Below are 19,315 nucleotides of genomic sequence, written 5' to 3' on the forward strand. Positions count from 1 at the left end.
TAAGATTGTCGGATAACTCAATGAAGCAGATAACCGTGAGCCTAAAGCCAAGTTTCAAACCGCCATTAGTGCAAACATCAAGTGACTTGCAGGATTGCCAAATATCCGCCGGGATTTGCCATGAAGCGCGCATGAGTCGCGATCCGCGTTTTGATGGTAAGTTCTTTGTGGGCGTGTTAAGTACGGGGATTTATTGCCGAACAGTATGCCCAGCAGTGGCGCCGAAGGAAGAAAATGTTCGTTATTTTGACTCGGCCATTAAAGCTGCGCAGGCGGGACTTAGACCTTGCCTGCGTTGCCGCCCCGATAGCGCCCCTGGTTCTAATCCTTGGAAAGGTACTAACACTACCTTAGACAGAGCGATAGGCTTGATTGAAGCTGGCACCTTATCTGGCGAACAAGCATTAACGGTTGAGGCCTTGGCAGATAAACTGGGGATCAGCAGCCGTTATTTAAATAAATTATTTACCGCAGGATTTGGCACATCACCAAAGCAATTTGCCCTCTATCGTCAGTTATTGTTCGCAAAACAGTTATTGCATCAAACGCAGTTGCCCATCACTCAGGTCGCCCTTGCCGCAGGTTTTAACAGTATTCGTCGTTTCAACGAGGCGTTTCAGCAGGCATTGCAATTAACGCCTACGCAGTTACGAAAATCGAGCCAGAAGTCGACGACGAAAATAGACGACGGGGAGAGTGTCGAACTCGTTTGTTCGCAGGAGATGCCAGCGCATAGCTTGAGTCTGTATCAGTACTACCGGCCGCCACTCGATTGGTCGGCGCAATTAGCCTTTTATCGCCTGCGCGCCGTCGCTGGCATGGAATGGTTTAGTGAAACAGAAGACTCTCACGCCCATGGGGCGATTGACCAAGATACGCCACTTGAGTATGGCCGCACTCTGCAACTTGAGGATATCCGCGCTGTGGTGCATATCGTCCATGAGGCGTCTTTGCATCGCTTTAAAATCACGCTGACGTTAACGCCCGACTCGCCCTTATCGGGTCTACAAAAGCTCATCACCCAAGTGCGGCGCATTTTAGATCTCGATGCCGACATGCAGCAGATTGAACACAATTTAGAGCACTTGACCGATCTTAAACTCAGTAGCAAATCCGGGCTTAGGATCCCGGGCGCTGGCACTGTGTTTGAGGCGGGTTGCCGAGCGGTCTTAGGCCAGCAGGTGAGCGTAGTGCAGGCCACTAAATTACTGAATATATTGGTCGAAGCCTATGGCGAGCGCTTTAGTTTAAACGGGCGGGAATATCGACTATTCCCCACGCCGCAGGCGATTCGTGAGGCGAGTCTCGATGAGCTTAAAATGCCCGGTGCGCGCAAATTGGCGCTCAATGCGCTTGCGGCGTTTATCTGTGAGCAGCCCGAAGCCTCAGTCGATGAGTGGATTGGGGTAAAAGGCATCGGCCCTTGGACCATTGCCTATGCCAAACTGCGAGGACTTGGCGATCCGAATATCTTCTTGCACACGGATTTAATTGTTAAAAAACAATTGTTAGCCAGTGTTGCCGCGCAAAAAGGCGTGGATATTGAAGCGGTAAAGCAGCTGGATTATACAACGCTTGCACAGCGGGTGAGCGCGGATATCGCCCCTTGGGGGAGTTATTTAACTTTCCAGCTGTGGTCCAATGCATAAGACATTTCAGGCCACTCGTTATGGATCCAGTACCTAGGCTCCATATGAGAGCCACTAATAGAAACATTATTTGAAACACAGTACGAAAACATAGTACGAAAACACCGTACTAAAGCCGTTTACGAGAACCACTATGAGCCAGAATTTATCCCAATTGATTAGCGCGCCAACGGCCAAAGATTATCAGCCCTGCGCTGTCGATAGCTTAAGTACCCCTGTGGGCGAACTACAACTCAATGCTAATGCTTACGGATTGAGCCATTTAACGGTCGTTGGCTCGAACCGAACGGAGATCCCGCTAAAGGTTGCAACTGATGACGAACTTGCGCGAGCCAAAAGCCATATTGAGCAGGCAAAGGCGCAGCTTCAAGATTATTTTCGCGGTGAGCTAACCGAGTTCCACTTAAACTTAGCGCCTAAGGGCACCGAGTTTCAGCAGCAGGTGTGGCAGGCGCTGGTGCAGGTCGGTTATGGCCAGAGTTGCAGTTATGGCGATATCGCCCAGCGTATCGACAGGCCCAAAGCCGTTAGGGCGGTGGGGGCCGCCAATGGCGCCAATCCCATCGCGATTATTGTGCCCTGTCACCGTATCATTGGTAAAAATGGCCAATTAACCGGTTATGCTTATGGACTAACGATGAAACAACAGCTGTTAATGCTGGAATCGACAAGCAAGGGAGCGCATTTTACGTTAGAATAGCGGTCATATTTGTTATTGATGAGCCATGTAATTTTTTATGACCCAAGCTTCTTCCTCCGTTGCCAGCTTTGCCGAACTTGGCATTATTGCGCCCCTGTGTAATCGACTCACTGAGCTGACCTATGCGGCGCCTACGCCCATACAAGCGGCGACTATTCCGGCCGTGCTCAGTGGACGGGACGTATTAGCGGGGGCGAATACGGGCTCTGGCAAAACGGCCGCCTTTGCCGTGCCGTTATTACAGCGCCTGTTTGAGGCGAAAACCGCGGAGAAGTCGGCAGGCCAAGTGCGTTGTTTGGTACTCGTGCCAACCCGCGAATTGGCGCAGCAAGTTGCCGATAGCTTTTTATCCTATGCCTCTCACTTCAATGGCCAACTTAAGATAGTTGCGGCGTTTGGCGGCGTGTCTGTCAATCTGCAAATGCAAAGCTTACGTGCGGGCGCCGATGTGCTGGTGGCAACGCCAGGCCGTTTATTGGATTTATTAGCCAGCAATGCGCTTAAGTTAAATCGCGTTTTGGCCTTAGTGCTGGATGAAGCGGACCGCATGCTAAGCCTTGGGTTTACTGATGAATTAAATCAAGTGCTTGAGGCGCTTCCCGCCAAGAAACAAACCTTATTATATTCGGCGACATTCCCTGAAGAAGTGCGTGCACTCACGGCCAAATTACTCCATCAACCGCTTGAATATCATCTGCAAAGTGAGCAAGAAAGCACCATTGAGCAGCGCGTTATCACAGTCAACCGTGAACAAAAAACGGCGCTGTTGGCACACTTGATTAAACAGCATCAGTGGTCTCAGGCGCTTATTTTTGTTAGCGCTAAAAACACCTGTAATCACCTCGCACAGAAGCTGTCTAAACGTGGGATCAGTGCCGAAGTCTTTCATGGCGATAAGGCGCAAGGCGCGCGGACTCGGGTGCTCGATGGCTTTAAAAGTGGCGACATCAGTGTGCTGATTGCGACCGATATCGCAGCCCGCGGTATTGATATTGATAAACTCCCAGTGGTGATTAACTTCGATTTGCCAAGAAGTCCGGCCGATTATATGCACCGTATTGGCCGTAGCGGCCGCGCGGGAGAGGCGGGTTTGGCGGTGACCTTGATTTCCCATGAGGAATATCACCACTTCGGTGTGATTGAGAAGAAAAACAAAATCAAGCTTGAACGAGAACAAGTCCCGGGGTTTGAAGCGAATGCCGAAATGCCGCTCGAAGTGTTAGCGCAGGAAAAACCTCAAGCCAAGCCCGAAGGCACCGGCAAGAAAAAGCGTAAGCAGTTACCCGCGGCGAACCTTGAATTTTGGGGTAAAAAGTCTTAATTCTTTGGACGTGAGTTATGCTTAGTGCATCTCATGTCCCTTCGCATCTGGTTTGTGGGAGCAGTATGCAGCATCTATTTTGGTTAGTTGAAGGCAAGATAGCGGGCCGAAGTGGCCCCAATAAGGATCCTTGGGATTTAGCCGAGCTAAAGACTTCAGGGATCCGCGCCGTATTATCCGTTAATGGCGGAGAGGGCTGTGAGCCAGGCAGTTTTAAGCACCATGGACTGCGTTATGAATGCATTCCTTTTTCCCGCAATGTACCGCCGCAGGAAGGGGATGTCGCTATTTGTGTTGCCCAACTGCCACGGGCATTGGCCTTTATTCAAGAATGCGAAGCCGATAACTTGCCCGTGTTAATCCATTGCCGTTCGGGCAAAGACCGCACTGGACTTATCATGGCCTATTACTTGATGGCTAATGGCGCTGCGCCCCTGCATGCCGTTAGTCAAGTACGTAGCATTCGCGACATTGCGTTTACTGCCGAAGGTTGGGATCAGTTTGCCTTCGATGTACTCTATGCGTTGCAGGACTAATCATTTGAATTAATATCAAAAAGGGATACCATTTAGTGACGATATTCGGGATATCTTCGCATCATTATTGCGACGTTTTCGCCAAGATAAAAACTAAGGACGTATGGCTAAAATGGTGGGGTTATCCTGTCAAAACAATGGTATTTCGTCTCTCACTTCCCTTTTGGGGGCTTTTGCTCCTGTTGATTAACGGTTGTAGCTCAATGGCAGAATTACCCGCAAAATCAATTGAAACAGCCTATCCCTTAGCCGAAAACTCCACCTTGTATCAGGTGGTAAAAAGCGCCATGGCACAGCATCCCGATCAAACGGGTGTGTTTCCCCTCGGTGATGGGGTCGATGCCTTCGTCGCTCGCTTGCTGCTGATAGAGTCCGCCGTCAGTAGTATCGATCTGCAATATTATATTTATCGCAATGATGAAACTGGCCGCTTGCTGACCTGGTTTTTATTGGATGCAGCGGAGCGCGGGGTGCGAGTGCGTTTATTGCTGGATGATATGACGAGTGCCGATATGGACGAGCGTTTAATCGCGCTGGCTCGTCACCCCAATATCAGTATTAGACTGTTTAATCCGAGTACCGAGCGTAATTACCGCGGCCTTGCCATGTTGTTTGGTTTTAGTCGCTTAAACCATAGGATGCACAATAAGTCGTTCACAGTGGACAATGTGATGACCATTGTCGGTGGACGTAATATTGGTGATGAATATTTTGCGGCGGACAAAAATCTTGAATTTGGCGATTTTGACTTGTTAGCCATGGGGGATGTCGTGCCTCAGGTGTCCAATGAGTTTGACCGATACTGGAATGCCGACTCGACCCATCCGATAGAAGTCTTGAGTGACCAAAATCCCACACAGGCGGAACTGGAAGCGCTTGCTAAGCGGGTTAGCGAACAGCGTGAGCAGTCCAAGTCGAGTGAATATGTTAAACGCTTAGCCGAGAGCCAACTATTGGCGAATTTGCAGAGCGACAACATGGCTTGGTTTTGGGGCAAAGCCTTAGTGCTGGTTGACCCGCCGGATAAGTTGCAGCAAGGCGATAAATCCACTTGGCTGCTCAGCCAGTTATTACCTTACCTGACGCAGGTGGAGTCTGAGCTGTTTATCATCTCGCCTTATTTTGTGCCGACACAATCGGGAACCGATCTGCTCACACTCTTGGCTCAATCCGGCAAGCGGGTGCGTGTGCTCACTAATAGTCTGGCGGCAACCGATGTGCTGGCGGTACATGCAGGTTATAAGCAGTATCGTAAAGCCTTGCTGGCTGCGGGCGTTGAAATCTACGAAGTGAAAGCGCAGGCGGGAGAACGCTCCCATAGCTGGCGCGGGAGTTCAAAGAGTAGTTTACATGCCAAATCATTTGTGTTTGATAATAAAAAGATATTTGTGGGGTCGTTTAATTTTGATCCCCGCTCTGCAGCGGTCAATACCGAACTTGGACTGCTGATCACTCAGCCGCAATTAAGCGAGCAAGTGACAAAAAATATTGAGGAAAAACTGGCGACCAGTACTTATCGACTTGCCTTGGAAGAGGGCGATCTCGTCTGGTGGGATGACGCCTCTAAACAGCGTTATGACAGTGAACCAGATGCCGGATTTTGGCGCGTATTTGTCGCCGATTTTCTAGGGTTACTGCCAATAGAGTCACAGTTATAAGCTAAGGTGACTAAATAGCGGTTTTAGCTGTCGCAACTCATTTTGCGAACCGCTATGATGAAAACAGAATAGATGATGAGAATTTAGGTTTATGAAAAGCAAGGCAAGTCAATCGCAGGGGCTATTACTGTTTCGGTTATCTCAAACACAGGTCTTTGCTCTGGGCACGCTTAAAATCCGTGAGTTAGTGCCTTACACTCCGCTGAGTAAAATTCCTCAATCTCATCCGACGATCATGGGGGCGGCGACGATTCGCGGCCATACCATCCCCGTGGTGGATATGGCGGCTGCGATTGGATATAAACCCATCAGTGATGAAGAACGCCAACATTGCTATATCATCATTACCGACTGCCAGCGGATGATTATCGGCTTTTTGGTGCGTGCAATCGATAAGATTATCGAGTGCAATTGGCGTGATATTGAAGCGCCATCCGCTAATTTAGGCCGTAATGCCTTTTTAACCGGGGTGACGCGCTACGATAATCAACTGGTTCAGCTACTCGACGTTGAGTTGTTGCTGTCGAAAGTCTTCCCCGATGCGCCTGAGGCCAATCGTGCGATTTTAACTGACGTGCAGCGCGAGAAGTTAAAACCCATGCGTATTCTGCTGGTGGATGATTCTAAGGTCGCGCGCAAACAACTCTCCGATGCGCTCGATAGCATCAATATCCCTTATTTTGTTACCCCAGATGGTAAAGATGCGCTCTCGATTATGGAGCAAGCTGCGGCCGAGCATCATCCGATTGATATTCTTGTCAGCGATATTGAAATGCCAGGGCTAGATGGTTATGAGCTGGCGTTTGAAGTCCGCGATAATCCACTCCTCGCCAATGCCTATATTATTCTGCATACCTCGCTGTCGAGTGAGATCAGCGTCAGCCAAGCCCATCAAGTGGGCGCAAATGAGGCGCTCACTAAGTTTGATGCCCACGAGTTGGTGGAAGCCATGCTACGGGGCGCCGATTTAGCGGCCAAGCGAGCAAACTAGTTCCTTGTTGGATTTTTGTAAGGGTTTTACAGGGGCTGAGTAATTTAATTGGCTTATTTCCCTACAAAGCTAGACAAGTTCCACCGCATCCTATAAAACCTTATTGGCCTCAATTTTGAAGGTGTGGGGTGGGGAAACTCAGCCGAAATATAATAACGATAGGTTAAGTAATGAAACAAGAATCATCTTTTTTAGCCAAGTTGGCTAATGGCAGTTTGGTGCTGCAAATTCTCGTGGGGATCATCGCTGGTGTGAGTCTAGCCAGCTTTTCACATGAAGCCGCTAAGCAAGTCGCGTTTTTAGGTAGTCTGTTTGTGGGTGCGTTAAAAGCCATTGCACCTATTCTAGTGTTTATCTTAGTTGCGTCGTCTATTGCCAATCAAAAGAAAAATACCCAAACCAATATGCGCCCGATCGTGGTGCTGTACTTATTTGGCACCTTCGCTGCCGCCTTAACCGCGGTACTGCTGAGCATGATGTTCCCGACCAACCTAGTGTTGGTTGCCGGCGTGGAGGGCACCAGTCCACCGCAGGGTATTGGTGAAGTGTTAAATACCTTACTCTTCAAACTGGTCGATAACCCAGTTAATGCCTTAATGACGGGTAACTACATCGGCATTTTGGCATGGGGTGTGGGTTTAGGTTTAGCACTGCACCATGCGAGCGATTCGACCAAACAAGTGTTTGCCGATGTGAGCCATGGTATTTCGCAAATGGTGCGTTTTATCATTCGTTTAGCGCCAATCGGTATTTTTGGTTTGGTAGCAGCGACATTTGCCGAAACTGGTTTTGCGGCGATAGCCGGCTATGCCAAATTATTGGCCGTGTTACTCGGCGCGATGGCAATTATCGCATTGATTGTTAACCCGCTGATTGTTTACGTGAAAATCAAACGTAATCCCTATCCTTTAGTGATCCGTTGTTTGCGCGAAAGTGGCGTAACCGCATTTTTCACCCGTTCAAGTGCGGCGAACATTCCGGTGAACATGGCGCTGTGTGAAAAATTAAAGCTGCATGAAGACACCTATTCTGTCTCAATCCCGCTAGGCGCAACTATTAACATGGGCGGTGCGGCGATTACCATTACTGTGCTGACCTTAGCCGCAGCCCATACCTTAGGCATTCAGGTGGATTTATTAACGGCATTACTGCTCAGTGTAGTGGCGGCGATTTCGGCCTGTGGTGCATCCGGTGTGGCTGGTGGTTCGTTACTGCTTATTCCGCTGGCCTGTAGCCTGTTTGGTATTTCCAATGATGTGGCCATGCAAGTGGTTGCCGTTGGCTTTATTATCGGGGTTATCCAAGATGCGGCCGAAACCGCACTGAATAGTTCTACGGACGTGATTTTTACCGCCGCAGCTTGTGAAGCCGCTGAAAACAAAGCTAAACTTGGATAAAGTGTGCTGTTGTTAGTGTAGAAAAAGTATCATAAGAGCAGTCACCTCGGTGGCTGCTTTTTTTATGGGAGTAGTTATGATCCTTTTCGATTTTAAGGACTTAGGTGCGGCTAAGTCTTGGTATGGCGTCAATGATACTGTGATGGGCGGCCTGTCACGCAGTAAGCTCACCATCTCTCCGTTAGGTTATGGGATGTTTAGTGGCCATGTGTCGCTGGCCAATGGTGGTGGGTTTGCCTCGGTGCGCTGCGAGTTTGCACCGCTTAATGTCGGGGAGTTTAGTGGGATTTACCTCGAACTCGACCGCGACAGAAGCAAGCATTACAAAGTGAATCTTAAGGATGCCGAGACGCCGCAGAGCACGGTTTATCAAGCGCCTATGCCCGATGCTAAGCATCAATCCTTTGGCGTTAACGGTGGCAGTATTATTCACTGGCAGCGTATTGAAATCCCTTTTACGGCGTTTCATCCCCAGTGCCGTGGTAAACCGATTGAGCGTGCTGCGATAGATTTAAGCCGTTTGACTAGTATAGGGCTGGTGATTGGCGCGCAGCAAAGTGGTGATTTTTCGTTGAAGATTAGATCGATAGGTTGTTATTAAAGGGATAAACCTAAGTTTATCCCTTTGAGTTAACCGCTCACTTTAGAGCGATTTAGGCGCCGACAATCCCCAAGGGCGTGGCATGCTTCCACGCGCCGCGGGTAAAGTCGGGGAAATTGACCGAGTTGCTGCGGTTATTCAGCGATTGCTCACTTAAAATATTCACCACAGACCAAGCGGCGCCATCGTACACATCCTGATCGAGCGCCTCGCCGTTACGTAGGCAATAAACCATACGCCAGAGCATTACAAAATCCATCCCGCCGTGACCGCCGTTGATTTCGGCTTCTTTACCGATTCGTTGCCAGAGTGGGTGATCGTATTTGTCATACCACTTTTGCATGTCCATATCCCACTCGTGGTAACTCTTACCAAAACCGCCATGCTCAACGGCAATCCGGTTTGGGAACCCGGCAAAAACGCCATTGGTACCTTGGATAAGGTTATGGCGGCTGTAGGGCCGAGGGGTGGTGGTATCGTGCTGAACCATAATGGTTCGGCCCTTAACGGTTTTAATCAGACTCGTGCTCATATCGCCATTGATATACTTGAGCTGATTACGCTCATGATCGGCGGGAAACTCACGTTTGGCATACAGCGTGCGCCCGAGCGCGGGTGAACTCATGGAGGTGAGATAATCGAAACGGTCACCGCGGTTGATGTTCATATATTGAGAAATCGGCCCTAACCCGTGGGTCGGATATAAGTTACCGTTGCGTTTGGTGTGCCAGTAGGTGCGCCACGAACCGGTTTTATGGTCGATTTCCTTCATTTGCCAGCGCAGCTCATGGATATAAGCGGCCTCACCGTGGAGCAACTCGCCAAACACACCTTGGCGCACCATATTGAGCACCATCAATTCTTCGCGGCCGTAATTGACGTTCTCCATCATCATGCAGTTTTTCTGAGTGCGTTCGGCAGTGTCGACAAGTTGCCAGCATTCTTCCACTGTCAGTGCCAGTGGCACTTCCACAAAGGCGTGTTTACCACTTTCCATGGTATCTATGGCCATGGGAGCGTGCCATTCCCATGGGGTCGAAATAATCACAATATCGATATCATCGCGGTTTAACAGCTCGCGATAGCTGAGATCATTCCCCGTGTAGACGGCTGGTTTTGGCCGGTTTTGGTTAACGATATGTTCAACGGCTCTATCGATAACGGCTTGGTGCGTATCACAAATGGCTTTAAGTTCTACGCCTTCTAAGTGACAGAATTGTTCGACATGGCTAAAACCCCGCTCTCCCACACCGATAAAACCGACTCTAACCAGCTCCATTTTCGGGGCGATAAGTCCAATAACGGATTTTCCTACGCGGGGTTTAGGGGCAACGCTGCTGGCGTTGGCATTGAGGGCAATATTGGCCGTAACCAGGCCTGCGGTAACGGCGCCCGCGGCTTTTAGAAAATGGCGGCGATGAATATTGTGCATAAGCTTCCTGCATTATTTTTGATTATTTGTAGGGCGATATATATCCCGTTTGTTATATCAGAATCCTAAGCTGAGTGAATAATAAAAGATGTAACAAGCTCATTCGTGGGAATGAATGCGCAAGATGTGAAATAAGGTATTTATCTTTACTTTAGCGATAGGTAAATAGTGATAAAGATCGCGTTTTTATTTTCTAATTAAGCTACACTGCCGATTAATTAATCAGGCGAAATTATCTTTTAGTTTTTAAACGTTTAGCAAATTTAATTTAACCAAAAAATTACATTTTATGGTGGATTTGGGGTAATTTGCGACTCGGGGGAGTAAAGCGGTAAATGGGTTCTATGCTTAATGTACTACCACAACTGACGTTCACTTTTGGTGAGTGGGTATTGCATAAGGATATCAGGATGTCTGGGATTGAAAAACGCCGTCGCCTTCATTGGCGGGAGTCAGATATGCAAAATCGAGAAATTATTGGTCGTTGGTTAGATGAGCGTCCACTGCTTGGTGACAAAATTACCCTCTATAAAGAAGCGGACAAATATTATTTAGAAACTTGGTTTAGCGATGGCTGCCATAGTTTGGATGAAGTGAATCTGTCCAATACGCCGCTGGGCCAAAAAGTGGAAGATGTCGGCGGCAACTTCTTCGGTGAATATTTTATGGTGACGCCTGCTATGCAACTGCAGTTTTGCAATGAGCAGGGCAGTTATTTCCAAGTCGATAAGTTGATGGCGGATATTGATTTCAATCAGCGCGTGGCTTAATGAGTCGCAGTGAAATACGCTAACCAATAAATCGGCAAATACTAAGCCGATTGGCTAAATACGAGGTCGCTTAAGGCGACCTCGTGTCTTTTTAAGGCCTATCCATTAATTAGGGTTATTGCTTAAGGTTATGCGCTAAACCGAGAACGGATGCTTACTGTAAAAATGCATGGCTTTACCCGAGTAAGGATGGGTAAAACGTAAACTTTGGGCGTGAAGGCAGAGTCTCGGTCTGGCTTTTATCACTTCATCATCGCCATAAAATTCATCCCCAAGAATGGGATGCCCCAAGGCAAGCATATGCACCCTCAGTTGGTGGGTTCGGCCCGTTTGTGGCGTTAATTCGACTAAGGTGCTGTTTTCGCGTCTTTCTAGCACTCGGTAATGGGTCTGAGCACTCTTTGCGCCAGCCGTCCCCGGCATTTGAGTCTTTTGATAGGGCGGGTGCTCGGGATCGGGCGCAATGGCTAAATCGATTATCCCTGCATCCTTTGCAATCACACCCATGACCTCGGCGACATACACTTTCTCGTTTTGCCTATCTTGGAACTGGGTCTTTAACTGGGACTCAGCCTTTTTGTTGCGGGCAAACACCATAATGCCAGAAGTGGCGCAATCGAGTCGATGCACGAGAATGGTGTCAGGATACAAGCGTTGTAGTCGGGTGAGGGCACAATCGAAGGTATGTGCGGCTCGGCCGGGGTTAGACAACAATCCAGAAGGTTTATTAATAATGATCAAATCCCTATCTTGATAGCGAAGATCTATCCAAGGGACTGAAGGGGGGTGGTAATCAAATATCTGCATCGTATCCTCATCATTTGCGCGGCCATACTAGCAAAATATCAGTCACTAAGCAGTATATTCTCGAGCTGGCATTAGCTGAGGCTGTTAAAACTGAACTAGAACTGAGCCAACCACAATCTGAACTTCATGCCCCAAGTCGAGGTGACTCCCGAGGTGACATAACGGATTTCCCCTTGGGTATCGATAATATAAATAGCCGGAAATGCCATCGCGCCCCACTGAGTACTTCGCTCACCATTGTCATCGTTTAGCACCGGAAAGTGATATTGATGCTCGTCTATATAGCGCTGGATCTCGCTATCACTGCCAGAAGCCACGGCCACTGAAATCACCTTATGGTCTTGGTTGATACTCTCAACCATAGGGGAGGTGACGCGGCACACCGGGCACCAAGTGCCCCAGAAGTACACCAATGTTGGCTCACTCTTCGCGACATTAAGCGCAAGCTGGCTGCCATCAATGGCAATACCGCTTAATACTGGCGCTTGGCCGGTGATCATATCCCGTTGCAAATAGAGGCTGACGCCGTAGAGCACCAGCGCCATGATGCAAAGATCCCTAAGCTGTTTAAGCCAAAAGCGCGGGCTTTGCAGTTTTTGGCGCCAACTGAGTGGTTGAGCTGGCTTAGGGCTTGAGTTTGCTGACGTCACTGTGACGGGAACCTCACTGAATAGGCGTTATCGCAAAGGCGTTAGAGTAAACGCTTAGGCTTAAACAAGGCTTGATACCAGAATGCAGGCGTTCGACTTCGAGCTTAGTCGGCTGAGCCACTGGGTAAATAGTCACTCGGGGTTTTACGACTCCAAATACGGGTGTAGGCCATCAACTGAGGGTAGAAGGTACGAAAGGCGGTTTCTGTCTCAATCTGCATTTTCGCTAACAGTTTATCCGCGCCGTTAAATAAGGCACTGTGCGGATGACCTTTAGCCCGTTGCGTTAATGCCTGTTGAATGCCTTTAGGTGTGGCGTAAGCGTTTAACCAATCTTGACGGCGCATATCGGCGATGATGTCCTGACAGGATTGTGGGTGATACTCATCGCTTTGCGCGGCAAATTCTGCCAGTTCGCTATAGGCTTTTTGGCTAAACTCGGGTAGCGGTAGGTGATGATATTCCTCCCAGTAGTAGGCTAAATAATGATCGAAACTTACGAACATCAAATCTGCTGCTATGCTTGTTAACTGGGCAGGGAACAGGGCCATCAGCTCTTGGGTCAGTTCATGGGTGGCGCAGAGCTGATTGATTTCTTGGTTTAACCACAGTCCTTGGCGAAGTGCTTGCGGCGCAGAATCGATTGGCGCGGTGATAAAATTGCCTGCCAGATTGGCACCTAGGTGGGTTTTACTGATCTCGGCCAGATGTAAGTGTGTAAGAATGTTCATTTTTTGTGCTTGGTTAATCGCGTTAGTTCACGGTATCATGGGCGGGCGCGCTGAGGAAAGCGCAAATAGTCAAAAATCGTGTGCTTTTCTAAGGGAGTGCTTACGTTAGCGTTTCAATTGGAGGGTAAATGCTGACGCAGGACTGAAAATGCACCAATCAATTAACCTGTTAAGGATCATGGATGATGTGGAACTGGTTTACCAAAATGCTCGGTAAAGACGAGCGCCCTAAGCGTAAAAAAGTGCTTGTCGATATACCCTATGAGCAACATAGCTTTCGAATGGATCATTTTTCACGGACTCGGCCTAAGTATGATGTCGATGATGCGTTAGCCTCAAATGTGCTAAATGAGTCAGACGCGGATATGGATATCGCGAACAAGTAATCTTGATCTTATTGGCCTCTAACCATAGACTAGCCGCCGTTCTAAGCTATCTAGAGGCCTTTGCATGCGCGTAACAGACTTTTCCTTCGATCTTCCCGACGAACTCATCGCTCGTTATCCCATGGCGCAACGCAATGCGTCACGTCTGTTAACCTTAGATGGCAATACTGGCACGCTCGCCGATAAACAGTTTACCGATCTGCTAGGGATGATTAATCCCGGCGATTTAATGGTATTTAACAATACTCGGGTGATCCCTGCGCGTTTATTTGGCCAAAAGGCCAGTGGCGGCAAACTCGAGATTTTAGTTGAGCGTATGCTCGACGATAAGCGCATCCTCGCCCATGTGCGTAGCTCTAAATCCCCTAAGGTGGACAGCATTATCCACCTCGATGGCGGTTATGAGATGAAGATGGCTGCGCGCCACGACGCCTTATTTGAGCTCGAACTCTTATCCGACCTGACGATTTTAGAAGTGCTCGAAGCAGTAGGGCATATGCCACTGCCTCCTTATATCGACCGTCCCGATGAAGATGCCGATAAAGAGCGCTATCAAACCGTCTATAACCAAAACCCTGGCGCGGTTGCCGCGCCAACGGCGGGATTACACTTTGACGATGCTATGCTCGACGCCTTAAAGGCCAAGGGCGTGAATATCGCCTTTGTAACCTTGCACGTCGGTGCAGGAACTTTCCAGCCTGTGCGCGTTGATAACGTGCTCGAGCACAAAATGCATTCCGAGTGGGCCAATGTGCCGCAGGATGTGGTGGATTTAATTGCCCAAACTAAAGCGGCGGGCAAGCGTGTGGTTGCTGTGGGCACGACGTCCGTGCGCTCACTGGAGAGTGCTGCCCGTGCAAGTGAAGGCGAACTGAAAGCCTTTAGCGGCGATACCGATATCTTTATCTACCCTGGGTATCAGTTCCAAATCGTCGATGCCATGATCACTAACTTCCACCTGCCGGAATCGACCCTCATCATGTTGGTCAGTGCCTTTGCTGGTTTTGATCATGTTATGGCGGCGTATCAACACGCAATCACGCAAAAATATCGCTTCTTTAGCTATGGCGATGCCATGTTTGTGACGAAAAAAGCTCACTAGACCAAGATTTTGTTTTAAAATAGCCGCCCACATTGAGTTTGGGCGGTAATTTTTTTCAGCCAAAGGTTGAACCTTTTGGATCTGCCCCTATCTCTATTGTTAATCAAAATGGCGCGTGCCATTACAAATGTAGTCAGACTGTTTATCTGGCGAGGTGAATTATGAAATTTGAACTCGACACTACCGACGGCCGTGCGCGCCGTGGTCGCTTGATTTTTGAACGCGGCACGGTGGAAACCCCAGCTTTTATGCCTGTTGGTACTTACGGCACGGTAAAAGGCATGACGCCTGAAGAAGTGCGTGCTACTGGTGCGGACATTCTGCTCGGTAACACTTTCCACCTGTGGTTACGTCCAGGCGAAGAAATCATGCGTAAGCATGGTGACTTGCACGATTTTATGAACTGGCAGCGTCCTATTCTGACCGATTCGGGCGGTTTCCAAGTGTTCAGTTTGGGTGACATTCGTAAAATTACCGAAGAAGGTGTGCATTTCCGTTCGCCAATCAACGGCGAGAAAATCTTCTTAGATCCTGAAAAATCAATGCAAATTCAACATGCATTGGGCAGTGATGTGGTGATGATTTTTGACGAATGTACTCCGTATCCGGCGACAGAAGATGAAGCGCGCAAGTCAATGCAGATGTCACTGCGTTGGGCTAAGCGTTCACGCGACGAGTTCGACCGTCTGGAAAACCCCAATTCATTATTCGGGATCATCCAAGGCAGTGTTTATGAAGATTTACGCGACGAGAGCTTAAAAGGCTTAGTCGAAATTGGTTTCGACGGTTATGCCGTCGGTGGTTTGGCCGTAGGTGAGCCTAAGGAAGACATGCACCGCATTCTTGAGCATGTCTGTCCACAAATTCCTGCGGACAAGCCTCGCTATCTGATGGGGGTCGGTAAGCCAGAGGATTTAGTTGAAGGTGTGCGTCGTGGTATCGACATGTTTGACTGTGTGATGCCAACCCGTAACGCCCGCAACGGTCATCTGTTTACCAGTGAAGGTGTGATCAAGATCCGCAATGCGCGTCATCGTGATGACACTTCACCGCTCGATCCTAAGTGTGATTGTTATACCTGTAAAAACTATTCACGGGCATACCTTTACCATTTAGATCGTTGTAATGAGATTCTGGGTGCGCGTTTAAACACCATTCACAACTTGAGATACTATCAAATGTTAATGGAAGGTTTGCGCGGGGCGATTGAGACGGGTACATTAGACGCCTTTGTAAAGGACTTCTATACCAGTCAAGGTCGTGAAGTTCCAGAGTTAGTCGATTGATTTTTTGCTAATAAGAAGAGAAAACTATGTTCATTTCAAATGCATATGCAAATGCTGCAGGCGCTCCACAGGGTGGCGGCACCATGGAATTGATTTTCATGCTGGTGATTTTCGGTCTGATTTTCTATTTCATGATTTTCCGTCCGCAATCTAAGCGTGTTAAAGAGCACAAGAACCTGATGTCATCTTTAACCAAGGGCGACGAAGTCCTGACCAGCGGCGGTATCTTAGGTAAGATTGCAAAGATCAGCGATGAAAATGACTACGTGTTACTGAGCTTGAACGACACTACTCAAATTACAATTAAAAAAGATTACATTGCAGCTGTATTGCCTAAGGGCTCTATCCAGTCGTTGTAAGCCAAGAGGGCTCAGGCGTGTTAAATAAATACCCAATGTGGAAAAACATTATGGTGGTGCTCGTCATCGCCATAGGTTGTTTCTATGCCGTACCTAACCTGTTCGGTGAAGATCATGCGGTGCAAGTAGTGGCGACTCGAGGTGCTGAAGTCACGGCATCTACCCAAGCCAGAGTGAACGAGCTGTTAGCCAGTAAGGGCATTGCGGTAAAACGTTCTGAGCTTGAAAAAGGCCAATTGTTGGTTCGCGTACAAAACGCGGATCAACAGTTGCTGGCCAAGGAAACCATCGCCGAAGAATTAGGTGATAAGTTTACCGTGGCGCTTAACCTTGCCCCTGCGACGCCGCAGTGGCTCGAGTCCATGGGCGGTAGCCCAATGAAACTCGGTCTGGACCTTCGTGGTGGTGTGCACTTCTTGATGGAAGTGGACATGGGCGAAGCCATCCGCAAGATGGAAGAGGCTAAAATTGCCGATTTCCGTTCACAATTGCGTGAAGAAAAAATCCGTTACGCTGGCATTCGCAACAATGCTCAAGGTATCGAGATTAAATTCCGTGATGCCGAAAGTTTAGCCAGTGCAGAACGTTTCTTAAAATCTCGCAGCAACGATATGGTGTTCAGCGATGTGAGCAAGGGTGAAGATTTTGCCCTGCAAGCCGTGATGAGCGAAATCTATCTCAAGCAGATTAAAGAAGAAGCGCTGCAGCAAAACATTACCACTATCCGTAACCGTGTGAACGAGTTAGGGGTAGCTGAGCCTGTGGTCCAACGCCAAGGTGCTGAGCGCATTATCGTTGAGCTGCCAGGTGTACAAGACACTGCCCGCGCCAAGGAAATCTTAGGTGCAACCGCATCGATTGAATTCCACATGGTGGACGATAAGGCCGACCCAAATGCGGCGCAATCTGGTCGTGTATCAGCGGGTTCTGAGGTGTATCAACGCCGTGAAGGCGGTCAAGTGGTATTGAAGAAAGAAGTGATGCTAACGGGTGATCATATCACTGGCGCACAACCTAGCTTCGACCAATACAGCCGTCCACAGGTGAGCATCAACCTCGATGCCAAAGGCGGTACTATTTTCTCTAACGTGACTAAGGACAATATCGGTAAACCGATGGCGACCTTATTCATCGAATATAAAGACAGCGGTGAGCGTAACGCCGATGGCAGCGTCAAGATGCAGAAAATCCAAGAAGTGATTTCTGTGGCGACCATTCAAGCGCGTTTAGGTCGTAACTTTGTGATCACCGGCTTAAGCCACGGTGAAGCACAAAACCTCGCACTGCTGCTGCGTGCCGGTGCCCTGATTGCGCCAGTATCTATTGTGGAAGAACGTACTATCGGTCCAAGCCTAGGTGCGGAAAACATCGAAAGCGGTGTGCAAGCCATGATTTGGGGTATGGCAGTCGTACTTATCTTCATGCTGGTTTACTACCGTAGTTTCGGCTTGATCGCTAACTTAGCCTTAACGGCCAACTTAGTGATGGTGGTTGGGGTGATGTCTATGATCCCTGGCGCCGTATTAACCCTGCCTGGTATTGCCGGTATGGTGTTAACTGTGGGTATGGCGGTTGACGGTAACGTACTGATTTACGAACGTATCCGTGAAGAGTTACGTGCAGGTCGCAGCGTACAGCAGGCGATTCACGAAGGTTACGGTAACGCATTCTCTACCATCGCCGACGCTAACATCACTACCTTCTTGACAGCGCTGATCTTGTTCGCCGTGGGTACTGGCGCGATCAAAGGCTTCGCGGTGACCCTGATGATCGGTATTGCGACATCGATGTTTACCGCTATCGTGGGTACTCGCTCAATCGTGAACGCGATTTGGGGCGGTAAGCGCGTGAAGACGCTGTCTATCTAAGGGGAAGCGATAATGTTAGAAATTTTGTCTTTAAAACGTACGGTTAACTTCCTCCGTCATGCGCTGCCTATCAGTATCATGTCTGCCATTTTGGTATTTGGTTCGCTGGTGTCCTTGGCGACCAAAGGCATTAACTGGGGTTTAGACTTTACCGGCGGTACTGTGGTTGAGATGGAGTTCACTCAACCTGTCGATTTGAACGTGTTACGTACTAAGCTGTCTGCGCCTGAATTGGACGGTGCAGTGGTGCAAAACTTCGGTTCGAGCCGTGACGTATTAGTGCGTCTATCGGTGAAAGAAGGCGTGAGCAGCGATGTACAGGTCAAATCTGTCATGGCTGCGGCTCAACAAGTGGATGCGGGCGTTCAACAGAAACGTGTTGAATTCGTTGGTCCTCAAGTGGGTAAAGAACTGGCCGAACAGGGCGGTTTAGCGGTATTGGTCGCGCTTATCTGTATCATGATCTACGTGTCTTTCCGTTTCGAATGGCGTTTAGCCTTCGGTTCGGTAGCAGCACTTGCCCACGACGTGATTGTGACCTTAGGTGTGTTCTCTGTGTTCCAACTGGAATTCGACCTGACCGTATTAGCCGGCGTGTTAACCGTTGTGGGTTACTCACTCAACGATACCATCGTTGTGTTTGACCGTATCCGTGAAAACTTCCTCAAGATGCGTAAGAGCGAGCCAGAAGAAGTGGTCAACGTCTCTATCACGCAAACCATGAGCCGTACCATTATCACTACGGGTACGACGCTGGTGACCGTTGTGGCGCTGTTCCTGAAGGGCGGCACTATGATCCACGGTTTTGCGACAGCACTCTTGTTGGGTATTTTCGTCGGTACCTATTCTTCTATCTACGTAGCAAGTTACCTTGCGATCAAACTGGGCATTTGCCGTGAGCATATGATGCCAGTTGAAGTCGAGAAAGAAGGTGCTGACCAGCCTTCGATGATGCCTTAATCGGGCATTGAGACTCGAGGTCGTGTATCACGACTGTTGAAAAAAAAGCCACCTTGAAGGTGGCTTTTTTTTCGGTGGATTTTGACCTTTCCGATAATCTGCTAGCAAACT

At 48.8% G+C, this 19,315-nt stretch carries 19 protein-coding genes; 15 read left to right on the top strand and 4 right to left on the bottom strand.

What is annotated here, in order from left to right; genetic code table 11:
• The first annotated feature begins 131 nt into the window (after positions 1-131).
• The 8 genes from SHEWMR4_RS07225 (at position 132) to SHEWMR4_RS07260 (ending at position 8,853) form a co-directional block, all read left to right on the top strand.
• The gene (locus SHEWMR4_RS07225) at positions 132-1,649 is read left to right on the top strand and encodes a DNA-3-methyladenine glycosylase 2 family protein (RefSeq protein ID WP_413540388.1); all 1,518 of its coding nucleotides are present in this window, start codon (positions 132-134) and stop codon (positions 1,647-1,649) included.
• A gap of 133 nt (positions 1,650-1,782) precedes the next feature.
• Positions 1,783-2,349 (top strand): methylated-DNA--[protein]-cysteine S-methyltransferase, encoded by a 567-nt coding sequence (locus SHEWMR4_RS07230; RefSeq protein WP_011622151.1) that lies wholly within the window; start codon positions 1,783-1,785, stop codon positions 2,347-2,349.
• Positions 2,350-2,386: 37 nt separating this feature from the next.
• Positions 2,387-3,670: a DEAD/DEAH box helicase gene (locus SHEWMR4_RS07235; protein ID WP_011622152.1), complete on the top strand. Its 1,284-nt coding sequence runs from the start codon at positions 2,387-2,389 to the stop codon at positions 3,668-3,670.
• 65 nt (positions 3,671-3,735) lie between these two features.
• Positions 3,736-4,206, top strand: coding sequence for a dual specificity protein phosphatase family protein (locus tag SHEWMR4_RS07240; protein WP_011622153.1), 471 nt, complete (start codon positions 3,736-3,738; stop codon positions 4,204-4,206).
• Positions 4,207-4,241: 35 nt separating this feature from the next.
• Positions 4,242-5,864 (top strand): phospholipase D family protein, encoded by a 1,623-nt coding sequence (locus tag SHEWMR4_RS07245; protein ID WP_011622154.1) that lies wholly within the window; start codon positions 4,242-4,244, stop codon positions 5,862-5,864.
• A 91-nt stretch (positions 5,865-5,955) separates the two neighbouring features.
• The gene (locus SHEWMR4_RS07250) at positions 5,956-6,855 is read left to right on the top strand and encodes a chemotaxis protein CheV (RefSeq protein WP_011622155.1); all 900 of its coding nucleotides are present in this window, start codon (positions 5,956-5,958) and stop codon (positions 6,853-6,855) included.
• A 170-nt stretch (positions 6,856-7,025) separates the two neighbouring features.
• On the top strand, positions 7,026-8,252 hold the full coding sequence (gene sstT / locus SHEWMR4_RS07255) for a serine/threonine transporter SstT (protein ID WP_011622156.1): 1,227 nt from the start codon (positions 7,026-7,028) through the stop codon (positions 8,250-8,252).
• 76 nt (positions 8,253-8,328) lie between these two features.
• Positions 8,329-8,853, top strand: a complete 525-nt coding sequence (locus SHEWMR4_RS07260; protein WP_011622157.1) for a CIA30 family protein — start codon at positions 8,329-8,331, stop codon at positions 8,851-8,853.
• A 52-nt stretch (positions 8,854-8,905) separates the two neighbouring features.
• Here SHEWMR4_RS07260 and SHEWMR4_RS07265 read toward each other — a convergent pair whose 3' ends face one another.
• The gene (locus SHEWMR4_RS07265) at positions 8,906-10,285 is read right to left on the bottom strand and encodes a Gfo/Idh/MocA family oxidoreductase (protein WP_011622158.1); all 1,380 of its coding nucleotides are present in this window, start codon (positions 10,283-10,285) and stop codon (positions 8,906-8,908) included.
• A gap of 335 nt (positions 10,286-10,620) precedes the next feature.
• Here SHEWMR4_RS07265 and SHEWMR4_RS07270 point away from each other — a divergent pair, with 335 nt between their 5' ends.
• A complete protein-coding gene (locus SHEWMR4_RS07270; RefSeq protein ID WP_011622159.1) occupies positions 10,621-11,055 on the top strand; it encodes a hypothetical protein in 435 nt (144 codons plus the stop codon).
• A 135-nt stretch (positions 11,056-11,190) separates the two neighbouring features.
• Here the strand turns inward: SHEWMR4_RS07270 and SHEWMR4_RS07275 are convergent, their stop codons facing one another.
• The 3 genes from SHEWMR4_RS07275 to SHEWMR4_RS07285 form a co-directional block, all read right to left on the bottom strand.
• Positions 11,191-11,862 (bottom strand): RluA family pseudouridine synthase, encoded by a 672-nt coding sequence (locus SHEWMR4_RS07275; RefSeq protein ID WP_011622160.1) that lies wholly within the window; start codon positions 11,860-11,862, stop codon positions 11,191-11,193.
• 95 nt (positions 11,863-11,957) lie between these two features.
• On the bottom strand, positions 11,958-12,512 hold the full coding sequence (locus tag SHEWMR4_RS07280) for a protein disulfide oxidoreductase (protein ID WP_011622161.1): 555 nt from the start codon (positions 12,510-12,512) through the stop codon (positions 11,958-11,960).
• Between the two features lie 104 nt (positions 12,513-12,616).
• Positions 12,617-13,243, bottom strand: a complete 627-nt coding sequence (locus tag SHEWMR4_RS07285) for an ACP phosphodiesterase (RefSeq protein ID WP_011622162.1) — start codon at positions 13,241-13,243, stop codon at positions 12,617-12,619.
• 182 nt (positions 13,244-13,425) lie between these two features.
• On the opposite strand from SHEWMR4_RS07285, the gene SHEWMR4_RS07290 reads away from it, so the two are divergent.
• From SHEWMR4_RS07290 to secF, 6 genes are all read left to right on the top strand, one after another.
• A complete protein-coding gene (locus tag SHEWMR4_RS07290; protein ID WP_011622163.1) occupies positions 13,426-13,629 on the top strand; it encodes a hypothetical protein in 204 nt (67 codons plus the stop codon).
• 64 nt (positions 13,630-13,693) lie between these two features.
• Positions 13,694-14,731, top strand: coding sequence for a tRNA preQ1(34) S-adenosylmethionine ribosyltransferase-isomerase QueA (gene queA / locus SHEWMR4_RS07295; RefSeq protein ID WP_011622164.1), 1,038 nt, complete (start codon positions 13,694-13,696; stop codon positions 14,729-14,731).
• Between the two features lie 161 nt (positions 14,732-14,892).
• Positions 14,893-16,017: a tRNA guanosine(34) transglycosylase Tgt gene (gene tgt, locus SHEWMR4_RS07300; protein ID WP_011622165.1), complete on the top strand. Its 1,125-nt coding sequence runs from the start codon at positions 14,893-14,895 to the stop codon at positions 16,015-16,017.
• A 26-nt stretch (positions 16,018-16,043) separates the two neighbouring features.
• Positions 16,044-16,376, top strand: a complete 333-nt coding sequence (yajC, locus tag SHEWMR4_RS07305) for a preprotein translocase subunit YajC (protein ID WP_011622166.1) — start codon at positions 16,044-16,046, stop codon at positions 16,374-16,376.
• Between the two features lie 17 nt (positions 16,377-16,393).
• Entirely contained in the window at positions 16,394-18,244 is a 1,851-nt protein-coding gene (gene secD / locus SHEWMR4_RS07310) for a protein translocase subunit SecD (protein ID WP_011622167.1), read from the top strand.
• A 12-nt stretch (positions 18,245-18,256) separates the two neighbouring features.
• The gene (gene secF, locus SHEWMR4_RS07315) at positions 18,257-19,204 is read left to right on the top strand and encodes a protein translocase subunit SecF (RefSeq protein WP_011622168.1); all 948 of its coding nucleotides are present in this window, start codon (positions 18,257-18,259) and stop codon (positions 19,202-19,204) included.
• Positions 19,205-19,315 lie beyond the last annotated feature (111 nt).

This window comes from Shewanella sp. MR-4, from assembly GCF_000014685.1.
GTDB lineage: Bacteria > Pseudomonadota > Gammaproteobacteria > Enterobacterales > Shewanellaceae > Shewanella.